The sequence below is a fragment of the Sneathiella sp. D3-11 genome (genome assembly GCF_055809395.1).
The window spans coordinates 545,346-557,186 of the sequence record NZ_CM147911.1; the positions used below are offsets into that span (position 1 = coordinate 545,346).

Sequence of the window (11,841 nt, forward strand, 5' to 3'; positions counted from 1 at the left end):
TATCGTAAAATATGGGAAAAAATTCTATGGACGCCGTAGATCGAAAAATACTCGCCCATCTGCAGGAAGATAGTTCTATCGCCGTGGCGGAACTGGCTGAGAAAGTCGGCTGCTCCCGTACGGTCTGCTGGCGGCGCATCAAATCGCTAGAGGAGACAGGTGTCATCAGGGCACAGGTCACCCTGCTTGATCGGACCAAGCTCAACCTGCCGGTCACTGTTTTTGTCGCCATCAAGACCAGCCGCCATGATGCGGAATGGCTCCGCAAGTTTGCCGAGACAGTGGATAAATTCCCCGAGATTATGGAATTTTACCGGATGAGCGGCGATATCGATTATCTGCTGAAAGTGATCGTGCCGGACGTCGCCGCCTATGACAACTTCTATCATCGCCTGATCCGGGAGATTGACCTCTCCGATGTAAGTTCAAACTTCGCAATGGAGGAGATTAAATTCACCACCGCGCTACCGCTGCAAATGCCTTAGCGAGTGATACGCGGCCGGCCGAAAGCGGTGGCCTCCAGAACGCTCTCAATAAACATCTCTCGCCCGCCGATATGAGCGACATTGTCCTGTCGGACGAATTTCGTGTGTACCTCCGCCGCGCCCGACTCCGTCGCGAGGGTCCGAGCCTCGCTTTTCAGCAACTTTTCCGCTGCCGCCACCGCCGCGTCGATGCTCTCAAAATCCATCGGCTCCCCGCTGTGATAGAGGCGAAAGCCGTCATTATCTGTCGGCAGTATATTACCATGGGCACTCGTGCGAACCTGCCCCACCACCGCGCCCACCGCATTGGCGACGGCGGCATGATCGGGAATTATGGCAATGGTGCCGAGCTGCGTCGCGACATCCGGATAATAAATATGGGCGGAGGCACCAAGCCCGATCACCGGCAATTGAAGACCGATATCCAGCTTGATCAGCGGATGGGTGGCTTCTTGATGGGAAGCCCGAAGCATCGTCACCGCCTCCGCCGGGGTTAGTAGCGAGTCGTCCCCCAGCACCGCCGCGAGCAAGGTCTCACTGGAGATGTTAACCAGAGCGCTAAAAATCATCCGGCTCACCTCTTCTGCCGTATTGGACAGCGGCACACCGCGCGTATCCTTCTGCCGCCCAAAGAGAAGCGCCGCCTTTTCCGCCGCCTCTCTGTCCCAGCCCTCCTGTAACCCCAGAATATGTGCCGAGTCAGAGGGGGTCAGCCCGGCGATCATCACAAGACCGGTTGAGACCAATCTTTCGAGCGCCGAGAGTTGCCGCCGCCGCGTGATCAGTTTCTCCAACGGCTTTGGGCCGCTCTCCAACTCTGCGAAAAGTGCCGCCTCCAATTCGGACAGGCCCGCGAGATGCGCACTCTCCCGCCCAACGGCGAAAGCGAAGCGGCCAAAATTCTCCTGCCACCTGTCGCGCAACAACTGTGCGTCCAGCGCGTCATGCACAAGGCCGGGATGCTCCGTGGCGAGCAGACTAACCGGCACCAGTCGTCGCGGCCCGAGCGTGAGCGCAAGACCGAAGCCGGATTTAGCTGCTGTCACTTCGCTATCGCCGCCAAGGCCGACGGTATGGATTGCCACGGCCTCCACCATGGTTCGCCAACCGCCGACGGTTGCGCCATCCGCATCGAGACGCGGGCTGCCGTTTTCAAGTATCGCAATATCCGTTGTCGTGCCACCAATATCCGAGACGATGGCATCTTCCTCACCACTTAGATACGCCGCACCGACAAGACTTGCAGCCGGACCGGAGAGAATTGTCTCAATCGGTTTGAGTTTCGCAACCTCTGCCGAGATCAGCGCGCCATCTCCCTGCACGACCATGAGCGGCGCATCGATCTTCATATCCGCGAACAGCGTTTCACTGGAGGCAATCAGATGATGAATCAGGTTAATCAGCCGCGCATTGAGAACGGAGGTCAGCGCCCGGCGCGGCCCATCGAGCTTACTCGATAGTTCATGGCTGCAGGTCACACTGTTGTTTTCAGAGCGCGCGAGGATGACTTCCCGCGCGCGAAGTTCATGCTCCGGGTTGCGAATGGCAAAAAGGCCCGCGACGGCAAAGGCGGTGATAGTGCCTGCTGCATCTAACCCGGAATTGAGCGCCGCTTCATCGAGCGGGGCTTCCGCTTCCCCCTGCCCATTATGACCACCGGAGAGGAATATGACCGGATCACCCTTCAAGGCATCGCGCAGACCATTGCGCTCCAGCGCTGTCTCGTCGAAGCCAATCAGGATCAGGCAGATACGCCCGCCCTGCCCTTCCACCAGCGCGTTGGTCGCAAGTGTTGTTGAAAGGGAGACAAGACCGATATCGGAAGTGGAAACTTCAGCCGAGCCGATCACGGAAGCAACCGACTTACCGATGCCAATGGCATAATCACGCCGTGTCGTGAGGGATTTGGCGCTCGCGATCACGCCCTTTTCTTCATCGAACAACACTGCGTCCGTGTAGGTCCCGCCGGTATCAATCCCCAACAGTAACGACATTAAATTCCCACGCCCACTGGTTATTCTGTTTTGGGAAAGGTCACGATTTCGACCTTGTTGCCATCCGGATCCTTGAAAAAGGCACCGAAGTATGTCGTGAGTGCCGCCTGCCGCGCCCCCGGCAAACCTGCATCTGTACCGCCATTCGCAAGCGCCGCCTGATAACATTCAAGAACCGTATCTTCACTTCTGGCTCGGAGCGCGATATGAACGCCGGTATCGGCGGGCACCGGCGCCATGTCAGGACGCGCATTAATCCAGAATTCGGGAAATTTCTTGCCATACCCGACAGTTCCCGGGCGATCAGCAATCCGCGTCATACCCAAAAGCCCAAAGACAGCATCATAAAACTGCCCTGCTTTTTCAAGATCCTGTACAGCTATGGAAATGTGGTCTAGCGCCATTTTTCTTTCCTCCTCCGCCTTCAACCTCACTCCAATAAAAAAGGCCGCCCGCGACGGACAGCCTTTTTCTCATTTCACCGAGATGTTCACGCCCTTAGAAGGGAATGTCATCATCGAAATCGCCGCCCATGCCGCTTCCAGCCGGACCGCCATAACTGCGATCCCCACTCGGGGCACCGCCGCCGCCATAGTCATTGCCGCCCTTCTGTGCGCCACCGCCATAGCCGCCGGCACCCTGTCCCTGACCACCGCCAGCACTATCAAGCATGGTGAGGGCAGAGTTAAAGCCCTGCAGCACGATTTCTGTTGAATATTTGGTGATGCCGTCCTGCTCATACTGGCGGGTCTGCAATTGACCCTCCAAATAAACCTTCGAGCCTTTCTTGAGAAACTGCTCGGCTATCTTGCAAAGTCCTTCATTGAAAATCACAACCCGGTGCCACTCCGTGCGCTCACGCCGCTCTCCGCTGTCCCGGTCCTTCCAGGATTCGCTCGTCGCTATACGCAGGTTGCAGACGGGCTTGCCATTATTCATATAGCGAACCTCAGGATCCGCGCCCAGATTTCCAACAAGAATGACTTTATTAACGCTGCCCGCCATGGTGTGTTCCGCTTTCGATTCTGTATTCTCTTAAAAAATTCTGGCCAGACAATAACGTGCAATAGCGCCTCTGGCCAGTGCTTTTCGACCATAATGTCGACCGTGAACAAAATGAAAACACTTTTTGCCGATAAGTCTGGCCTTTTCCCATATTAACCTATAAATTCCGGCACAGTTTTAAGCACATGTCAGGTATAATATCCGAATGCAGAAAATTCTCAGCATCCGCGGCGCCCGCGAACACAACTTGCAGAATGTTAATATCGATATCCCCCGCGATCAATTGGTGGTGATCACCGGACTTTCGGGGTCAGGTAAGTCCTCGCTCGCCTTCGACACCATCTATGCGGAGGGGCAGCGTCGTTATGTCGAAAGCCTGTCGGCCTACGCGCGCCAATTCCTGGAAATGATGCAGAAGCCGGATGTGGACCATATCGACGGACTCAGCCCCGCCATCTCGATTGAGCAGAAGACAACGTCGAAAAACCCGCGCTCCACAGTCGGTACGGTGACAGAAATCTATGACTATCTGCGCCTGCTTTATGCGCGTGTCGGTGTGCCTTATTCTCCGGCAACAGGCTTACCCATCGCCAGCCAGACTGTCAGCCAGATGGTCGATCAGGTAATGGCTAAGGGTGAAGGCAAGCGCCTTTATCTGCTCGCCCCCATTGTACGCGGCCGCAAGGGCGAATATCGCAAGGAATTCCTCGATCTCCGCAAGCGCGGCTTTCAACGGGTCAAGGTCGATGGTGAGATTTACGACATTGAGGACACCCCCGAACTCGACAAGCAGATCAAGCACCATATCGACGTCGTCGTGGACCGCGTTGTATTGAATGAAGATATCCAGGGCCGCCTCGCTGATTCCATCGAGACCGCACTTGACCTGGCCGACGGTTTATTCGCCGTGGAAGACGCCGACACGCAGGAACGGACGATGTTTTCCTCCAAATTTGCCTGCCCTGTGTCGGGCTTCACGATTGAGGAAATCGAGCCGCGCATATTCTCCTTCAATAACCCCTATGGCGCCTGTACATCCTGCGGCGGATTGGGGACGGAAATGTTCTTCGATCCGGACCAGATTGTGCCCGATGTCACGCTATCCATGCGCGATGGCGCGATTGCCCCTTGGTCCCGCTCCCAGACGCCCGCGCCATACTATATGCAGACGCTGGAAGCCCTCGCCAAGCATTACGGCTTTACGACGACGGAGCCTTGGGAGGAAATCGATGAGGAGGCGCAAAAGGCTGTCCTGTTCGGCACAGGAGAAACCAAAATCCAGATCACCTTCGATGATGGCTTGCGCACCTATAAGACCAACAAGCCGTTCGAAGGGGTTATTCCGAATATCGAGCGGCGCTGGCGCGAAACTGATAGCAGTTGGGTCCGCGAAGATCTGGAAAAATATCAGGATAAAACCGCCTGCAGTAAATGCGGTGGTCACCGGCTCAAGGAAGAAAGCCTCGCCATCCGCATCAATGGCCATCATATCGGCGAGGTGTGCGCAAAATCCATCCTCGATGCCCGCAAATGGTTCGAAGAACTTTCCGGAGCCCTGTCGAAAAAAGACAATTCCATCGCCGAGCGGGTCCTCAAGGAAATCAATGAACGGCTCGGCTTCCTTGTCGATGTCGGGCTTGAATATCTGACATTATCACGTGGCTCCGGCACGCTCTCGGGCGGGGAAAGCCAGCGTATCCGCCTCGCCTCCCAGATCGGCTCGGGCCTGACCGGTGTACTCTATGTGCTGGACGAGCCCTCCATCGGATTGCATCAACGGGACAACGCAAGGCTTCTTAAAACTCTCGTTAATCTGCGTGATCAGGGCAATTCCGTGATCGTGGTCGAGCATGACGAAGAAGCGATTATGACAGCCGATCATGTGGTCGATATGGGCCCGCGCGCCGGTCGCCATGGTGGTCGCCTGATCGCGCAAGGCTCTCCGGACGATATTATGAAGGAGCCGGAAAGCATCACCGGCAAGTATCTGTCCGGCGAAATGGAGGTTCCGCTTCCCAAGCAGCGCCGCCGTATCCAGGAATCGCGCCAGATTCATATCATCGGTGCGCGCCATAACAATCTGAAGCGTGTGAATGTCAACATCCCGCTTGGCACCTTTACCTGCGTGACCGGTGTTTCAGGTGGCGGCAAGTCGTCGTTAATTATCGAGACGCTGTACAAGGCCATCGCGAAGAAACTCAACAACAACCGCAACCACCCGGGGCCGCATGACCGGATCGAGGGGATTGAGTGGCTCGACAAGATCGTCGATATCGACCAGTCTCCCATCGGGCGGACACCGCGGTCCAACCCCGCGACCTATACCGGCGCTTTCACGCCAATCCGCGAATGGTTTGCGGGCCTGCCTGAAGCGAAAGCCCGCGGCTATAAATCCGGGCGATTCTCCTTCAACGTCAAGGGCGGCCGTTGCGAGGCCTGCAAGGGCGACGGCGTCATTAAAATCGAGATGCATTTCCTGCCCGACGTCTATGTGCAATGCGACGTCTGCAAGGGGGAGCGTTATAACCGCGAGACGCTGGAGATTAAGTTCAAGGACAAATCCATCTCCGACGTGCTGAACATGACCGTCGATGATGCGGCGGTCTTCTTCAAGGCCGTACCGAACGTCCGCGAGAAATTCGAAACCCTGCAACAGGTCGGTCTCGGCTATATCCATGTGGGGCAGCAGGCGACGACCCTGTCGGGCGGTGAGGCGCAGCGTGTCAAGCTGGCCAAGGAACTCTCCCGCCGGGCGACGGGTCGCACGCTCTATATCCTCGACGAACCGACAACCGGCCTCCATTTCGAGGATGTGCGCAAATTGATGGAAGTGCTGCAGGCCCTTGTCGATGCGGGCAACAGCGTCCTCGTGATCGAGCATAACCTTGAGGTTATCAAGACGGCCGACTGGGTTGTCGATATGGGCCCAGATGGCGGCGATGCAGGCGGCTATCTGGTGGCCGAAGGGACACCGGAAGAGGTTGCCAAGGTACCGGAAAGCTATACCGGACGGTATCTGAAAGACATTCTCGCCAAACGACCCGCGGTCAAGCCGGCCGAAGGCAAGGCGAAAAAGACCAAGAAAACGAAGGCTGCGTAATATCCATGAGTGCAGATCAAAAACCCGTACATGTTATCGGCGGCGGTCTTGCCGGAAGCGAAGCCACCTGGCAGCTCGTTACGGCGGGTGTACCCGTCATCCTCCATGAAATGCGCCCCGTTCGCGGGACCGATGCGCATTTGACCGATGGTCTCGCGGAACTTGTCTGCTCCAACTCATTCCGCTCTGATGATGCGGAAAATAATGCTGTTGGACTCCTTCATCGGGAAATGCGAGATATGGGCTCGCTGATCATGGAGAGTGCCGATATCAACCGGGTTCCGGCGGGTGGCGCACTTGCGGTCGACCGGGATGGTTTCTCCGCCTATGTACAGGATAAAATCGAGACTCATCCCCTGGTCACGCTGGAACGGGAAGAAGTCACGGACCTGCCCCCCGCCGACTGGGAACAGGTAATAATCGCCACGGGCCCCCTCACCTCCGGTGCGCTCGCCGAAAAAATCCATGCGGCAACTGGCGCCGATGCCCTCGCCTTTTTTGATGCGATTGCCCCGATTGTCTATAAAGACAGTATTAATTTTGATATCGCCTGGTTCCAGTCCCGCTATGACAAGGGCGACGGGTCGGATTATATCAACTGCCCGATGACCGAGACGCAGTACCGGGAGTTCATTCAAGCGCTGAATGAGGGCGGCAAGACGGAGTTCAAGGAATGGGAAAAGAACACTCCCTATTTCGATGGATGCCTGCCGATCGAAGTAATGGCGGAACGCGGACCGGAAACCCTGCGATTCGGGCCAATGAAACCCGTTGGCCTGACCAACCCGAATTCCGACGAGAAGCCCTACGCCGTTGTCCAGCTCCGGCAAGATAACAAGCTCGGCACGCTTTACAATATGGTCGGCTTCCAGACCAAGCTCACCTATGGCGAGCAGAAGCGGATTTTCCAGACCATCCCCGGGCTGGAGAAGGCTGAATTCGCCCGCCTTGGCGGTCTGCACCGAAATACCTTTATCAACAGCCCGGAAGTCCTGGACGAACAACTCCGCCTCAAGAATCATCCTCATATCCGCTTTGCGGGTCAGATAACCGGGGTCGAGGGATATGTGGAAAGCACCGCGATCGGGCTGATCGCCGGACGGTTCGCCGCCGCTGATGTCGCGGGGAGCGCTTTCGCCCTGCCGCCGGTCACCACGGCCATGGGTGCGATCCTGAGCCATATCACAGGCGGGGCCGACGCCAAGTCATTCCAGCCGATGAATGTCAACTTCGGCCTGTTCCCGCCCCCGGAAGGCCGGATCAAGAAAAAGGAGCGCAAACAGGCCTATACATCCCGCGCAGCGCAGGACTTCTCCGGCTGGCTTCAAAAGTCGCTACCTTAAAGAGCCGGAAAACTGCGTGATCTGGTAACCATTTGTATACGATGTTTATTTATTATCTGACGCAGGCATTTATTTTGACTGCCCCGATCTGCAACGATGACGGAAAATCGGGGGAACGGACAGGGTATATGCGGTTGGATCAGAATAACTTAATGCATAAGGTACAGCGGACATTTCTATGGAAGAAAAGCAGGATCCAAGCGTCTTTTTCGCATTTGACCATAAAATCTTCACCGTCGAGGGGGCTTATTTCAGCCTGACTCACGACACGAAAGAACCCTGTTTTTTTGTCAAAATTGGTGATGTTAAGGGTGCAATCCCAACGAAATCCCTTTGCCGGGAATTCGGTATCGATGACGAAAGCTCGGATTCTGATCTACTGTCCACCATTGGGCGTGCACTTAAATATGTCGAAGAAATCCGGCCTAATGATTCGATCCCGAAAGAACTGCTTGATGGTTCCGCTTCCTGGTCGATAGACGACTCGCACAAAGAAATCGCGCGCGGTCGTATTACGGCACAAATCATATCGTGGCTGCAAGGGGACGAGGAAATTGTCCTGAATATCAGCGAACTCGAAGCGATTGCCAATGACCCGGATACCAAGGAAAAAGTTCAGGAGGCTTTCCGCGAAATTGCTGAAAAGCTTGGTGTGCAGCGCGATGATGTGGTGGCAAAGATCGATGAAATTATTCGCGAACTCGCTTATATTGAAGCCTTGCGCGACCATTATTCAAAGATCAAGAAAATTAGCACTAATCTCGGTCGGATTGCCAATATTTACAAGCGTGATCGGGCGACATCCGAAGAAATAAACCGGATGCAGATTCTCATCGATCCTGTCATTCGAAGATTCGACAGGGAATTTATCGATATCGATGCGCAGACATGCGAAGTTATGGTCATCCTCAAAAATTTCCAGCCGACTGTCGATATTATCCGCAAAACACGGGACGAGTTGCATCAGCATTTCATGGTTTGGCGAAATATGGTGGAAAAATGGGATGGGATGATTATCGACGAAAGCTCCGAGATTGAACGGCTTTTACGGGATACATACCAGTTTCTTGCCCGCAATTATATGCAGTCACAAAGCTGGCGGTTGGGCGGCGTTTAGCCAACCCTCTTCAGCGCCCGAAGAAAAGCGCAGAAATTTTACGCAATCCCCCGATATCCATTTTCTCATGCGCCGGATCAAACCCCGACTTACGGAGCCGACTGAGGTAAAGCGTGCTAAGCGCGGAAAGGCGATAGACATTTTTTTCCGATTTAGGCCGACCTGTTATCAATTTTCGCGCGGCACTCTGTTCGCTCTCGGCAAGGTCCGTCAACTCTTGCATAAGTCCGAAAAATACTTCCCGGTTTTTTGACGTAAAGAGCGTATCAGCGTTAAGGCCATGCGCGTCAATCATCTCGGACGGAATACGCAACACATCTTGCGCAACGTGATAGGGCACGGCTCGAAGAATACCTACGAGCGCGTAGGCCTTGCCGACCTGACGTGCGGCGGCAAGACCGCCCGCATCTGTCACGCCCATTATTCGCATGAAAAGGCTGTTCAATATGCCTCCCGTCTGATCCGCATAGGAGAGCAGTTCTGATATGCGTTGAAACGGCTGTGGATCAAGATCATAAGCCCGGGCATCGATAATATTCTGAAAATCACCGACATCAAGACCATGAGCCGGGATAGTGTGCGCCAGCGCTTCCGCCACAGGATGGGCAGGCACTTTTCCGGCGGCAATCGAATTCAGCGCATCGCGCCACCATTGAAGGCGGATGTCACCGAGCATTGGCTCGCTCACCGTTTCGCGTATCCGCGCAATTTCCGCATGAAAGGCCAACAGGGCGAACACCCCGTCCCGAGCGGTGGGCGGCGCGAACAGAACCGTCAGCCAGCGATCATAGTCATACCGCTTCACTTCATCGGATAGATAGCTATTCTGGCCTTCTTCACTCACCAACTGTCTCAACTTTTATGTAGAATCATTATAAAAAACTGGAAGCGCACATAATTTGGTATATATCTGTATGCGTAGAGATATGCGAGTTCTTTCCCCGATCAGGGGCTTGAATTTTCACGGAATTAAGAACTGAAAAATTGACCACAAAAATGGCAAGAGGATAATTATGGCTTTTGAACTTCCCCCCTTCCTTACGCAAAAGATGCTTTGGCCCCCCATATTTCGGAAAATACTCTCGATTTTCACTATGGAAAGCATCACAACGCCTATGTGACGAATTTGAATGGTCTCCTGGATGACGCCGACAGCCGCTCACTGGAAGAGATTATGAAAGATACTGCTGGCGACGCGAGCAAAGCCGGTGTTTTCAACAATGCCGCGCAGGTCTGGAACCACACTTTCTACTGGCACTCCATGAAGCCGAACGGCGGCGGCAAGCCAACAGGTGCCATTGCGGCAAAGATTGATGAAGACTTTGGCTCCTACGAGAAATTCGCCGAAGAATTCAAGACTGCCGGCGCAACCCAATTTGGCAGCGGCTGGGCCTGGCTGGTTCTCGACGGCGGCAAGCTGAAGGTCACAAAGACCCCTAACGCGGCCTGCCCGCTCACTGACGGCGCAAAGCCGATCCTGACCATGGATGTCTGGGAACACGCTTACTATCTCGACTATCAGAATGCGCGCCCAAAATATATGGAGACATTTCTGGCAAGCCTTGTGAACTGGGATTTCGCGAACGAAAATCTCGGCTAACGGCTAGCATATACATCAAAAAAAGGCGCTTCTTTCGGGAAGCGCCTTTTTTGTATCTAGAATAAATTCTGCGCCGAAACCATTGCGTAAAGCATTGGGAACGATAGCATCGTATTCGTCCGGGAAAAGAGCATTGCCGTCCGGGCCGACGCCGCCTTGGCTTCCGCATTCGCATCGACAATGCCCAGTGCTTTCTTCTGGTTGGGCCAGATCACGAACCATACATTGAACCACATAATGATGCCGAGCCACATGCCAATCCCGATGGCAAAGCTCTTGTCGACGGCGAACCCCTCTTTCGCACCTAGGGTTAAGGCATCCACGATATAGCCGTTCATCCATGCCAACAGCAGGCCGGTAACGATGGTCGCCATTGCGGCCCAGCGGAACCACCAAAGCGCAGCGGGTGCAATCACCTTACCGATCGCAGGCTTCTGCTCATCCGGGATATTGGGCATGTTCGGAATTTGCACAAAGTTGAAATAATACAAAAGACCCACCCACATCACTCCGCTCAACACATGAAACCAGCGCATGACAAAACTGCTATAGGCATGACCGCCCATGTCGAAGCCGCCGCCTGTAACCGCGGTGACAATCACAACCATAATGATGGTCAGGACAATCCCGGCGATAACAGTATTTCTGAGATTTGATAAGATACTGGACATGACTTTCCCTCCCCTTGAGGATAATCCTGCCCGGCTCCGTTATAAGTTTTCTACGCCGGGAGGATATGTGCGCGAATCATAAAGCCGGAAAGCCATTCATGTAAAGTCTGTAATATATAAGGGTAGTTCAAATAGCGATCAGCGCCGCGGCTACCCGACGCCGCTCCAGCAGCAGGACATTATAGGTCCGGACCGCTGCGCCTGTGCCCATGGCGTCGATGACAATGCCTTTTTCTCTGAGAGCGTTACGGATATCATCCTCGATATAGTCCATCCCGTCGCCACATCCGATCAGCAGGATTTCAATCTCATCGCTCTTCTCAATCAGACTGGCGAGACTGTCGAGGCTGATCCCGTCGATATCCGCAAGAGACCAGTTCTCCGTCTTTTCAGGCAGGATCAGGACAGATCCCTCATACCGCACACCGCTCACCCGGAAGCCGCCATCGCCGTAGCCATTGATGAGCTGCTGTCCTTCCTGGGGTAGGCCGGATATGTCCTGCATGACGTCTCCTGTTGTTGGATC

General features: G+C 54.6%; 10 protein-coding genes and 1 pseudogene. 5 read left to right on the forward strand and 6 right to left on the reverse strand.

Features of this window, described 5'->3' with window-relative positions; translation table 11 throughout:
• Nucleotides 1–26: 26 nt before the first annotated feature.
• The gene (locus AC0L73_RS02810) at nucleotides 27–485 is read left to right on the forward strand and encodes an Lrp/AsnC family transcriptional regulator (protein WP_473654801.1); all 459 of its coding nucleotides are present in this window, start codon (nucleotides 27–29) and stop codon (nucleotides 483–485) included.
• On the opposite strand, the gene AC0L73_RS02815 is transcribed toward AC0L73_RS02810, so the two are convergent.
• The 3 genes from AC0L73_RS02815 to ssb all read right to left on the reverse strand — a co-directional run bounded on the left by AC0L73_RS02815 (nucleotide 482) and on the right by ssb (nucleotide 3,484).
• Nucleotides 482–2,479 carry a hydantoinase/oxoprolinase N-terminal domain-containing protein gene (locus tag AC0L73_RS02815; protein ID WP_473654802.1) on the reverse strand — a complete coding sequence of 666 codons (1,998 nt, stop codon included), beginning with the start codon at nucleotides 2,477–2,479 and terminating at the stop codon, nucleotides 482–484. The genes AC0L73_RS02810 and AC0L73_RS02815 overlap by 4 nt on opposite strands.
• Before the next feature lie 20 nt (nucleotides 2,480–2,499).
• Nucleotides 2,500–2,883: a VOC family protein gene (locus tag AC0L73_RS02820; protein ID WP_473654803.1), complete on the reverse strand. Its 384-nt coding sequence runs from the start codon at nucleotides 2,881–2,883 to the stop codon at nucleotides 2,500–2,502.
• Between the two features lie 94 nt (nucleotides 2,884–2,977).
• Nucleotides 2,978–3,484: a single-stranded DNA-binding protein gene (gene ssb / locus AC0L73_RS02825; RefSeq protein ID WP_473654804.1), complete on the reverse strand. Its 507-nt coding sequence runs from the start codon at nucleotides 3,482–3,484 to the stop codon at nucleotides 2,978–2,980.
• A gap of 205 nt (nucleotides 3,485–3,689) precedes the next feature.
• Here ssb and uvrA point away from each other — a divergent pair, with 205 nt between their 5' ends.
• The 3 genes from uvrA to AC0L73_RS02840 all read left to right on the forward strand — a co-directional run bounded on the left by uvrA (nucleotide 3,690) and on the right by AC0L73_RS02840 (nucleotide 9,044).
• Nucleotides 3,690–6,584 (forward strand): excinuclease ABC subunit UvrA, encoded by a 2,895-nt coding sequence (gene uvrA / locus AC0L73_RS02830; RefSeq protein ID WP_473654805.1) that lies wholly within the window; start codon nucleotides 3,690–3,692, stop codon nucleotides 6,582–6,584.
• A 5-nt stretch (nucleotides 6,585–6,589) separates the two neighbouring features.
• On the forward strand, nucleotides 6,590–7,927 hold the full coding sequence (gene trmFO, locus AC0L73_RS02835) for a methylenetetrahydrofolate--tRNA-(uracil(54)-C(5))-methyltransferase (FADH(2)-oxidizing) TrmFO (protein WP_473654806.1): 1,338 nt from the start codon (nucleotides 6,590–6,592) through the stop codon (nucleotides 7,925–7,927).
• Nucleotides 7,928–8,105: 178 nt separating this feature from the next.
• Nucleotides 8,106–9,044, forward strand: a complete 939-nt coding sequence (locus tag AC0L73_RS02840) for a hypothetical protein (RefSeq protein WP_227950538.1) — start codon at nucleotides 8,106–8,108, stop codon at nucleotides 9,042–9,044.
• 10 nt (nucleotides 9,045–9,054) lie between these two features.
• Here the strand turns inward: AC0L73_RS02840 and AC0L73_RS02845 are convergent, their stop codons facing one another.
• Complete coding sequence (locus AC0L73_RS02845; RefSeq protein WP_227950536.1) at nucleotides 9,055–9,888, reverse strand: phytoene/squalene synthase family protein; 834 nt, start codon at nucleotides 9,886–9,888, stop codon at nucleotides 9,055–9,057.
• A gap of 169 nt (nucleotides 9,889–10,057) precedes the next feature.
• On the opposite strand from AC0L73_RS02845, the pseudogene AC0L73_RS02850 reads away from it, so the two are divergent.
• Nucleotides 10,058–10,644: pseudogene (locus AC0L73_RS02850) on the forward strand (superoxide dismutase).
• A 56-nt stretch (nucleotides 10,645–10,700) separates the two neighbouring features.
• Here the strand turns inward: AC0L73_RS02850 and AC0L73_RS02855 are convergent.
• A complete protein-coding gene (locus AC0L73_RS02855; protein WP_227950532.1) occupies nucleotides 10,701–11,315 on the reverse strand; it encodes a urate hydroxylase PuuD in 615 nt (204 codons plus the stop codon).
• 127 nt (nucleotides 11,316–11,442) lie between these two features.
• Entirely contained in the window at nucleotides 11,443–11,820 is a 378-nt protein-coding gene (locus tag AC0L73_RS02860) for an Mth938-like domain-containing protein (protein WP_473654807.1), read from the reverse strand.
• Nucleotides 11,821–11,841: the final 21 nt, after the last annotated feature.

Coding starts and splice junctions, on each gene's coding strand:
- AC0L73_RS02810 (WP_473654801.1), top strand. CDS start 27: ATGGACGCCGTAGATCGAAAAATACTCGCCCATCTGCAGGAAGATAGT.
- AC0L73_RS02815 (WP_473654802.1), bottom strand. CDS start 2,479: ATGTCGTTACTGTTGGGGATTGATACCGGCGGGACCTACACGGACGCA.
- AC0L73_RS02820 (WP_473654803.1), bottom strand. CDS start 2,883: ATGGCGCTAGACCACATTTCCATAGCTGTACAGGATCTTGAAAAAGCA.
- ssb (WP_473654804.1), bottom strand. CDS start 3,484: ATGGCGGGCAGCGTTAATAAAGTCATTCTTGTTGGAAATCTGGGCGCG.
- uvrA (WP_473654805.1), top strand. CDS start 3,690: ATGCAGAAAATTCTCAGCATCCGCGGCGCCCGCGAACACAACTTGCAG.
- trmFO (WP_473654806.1), top strand. CDS start 6,590: ATGAGTGCAGATCAAAAACCCGTACATGTTATCGGCGGCGGTCTTGCC.
- AC0L73_RS02840 (WP_227950538.1), top strand. CDS start 8,106: ATGGAAGAAAAGCAGGATCCAAGCGTCTTTTTCGCATTTGACCATAAA.
- AC0L73_RS02855 (WP_227950532.1), bottom strand. CDS start 11,315: ATGTCCAGTATCTTATCAAATCTCAGAAATACTGTTATCGCCGGGATT.
- AC0L73_RS02860 (WP_473654807.1), bottom strand. CDS start 11,820: ATGCAGGACATATCCGGCCTACCCCAGGAAGGACAGCAGCTCATCAAT.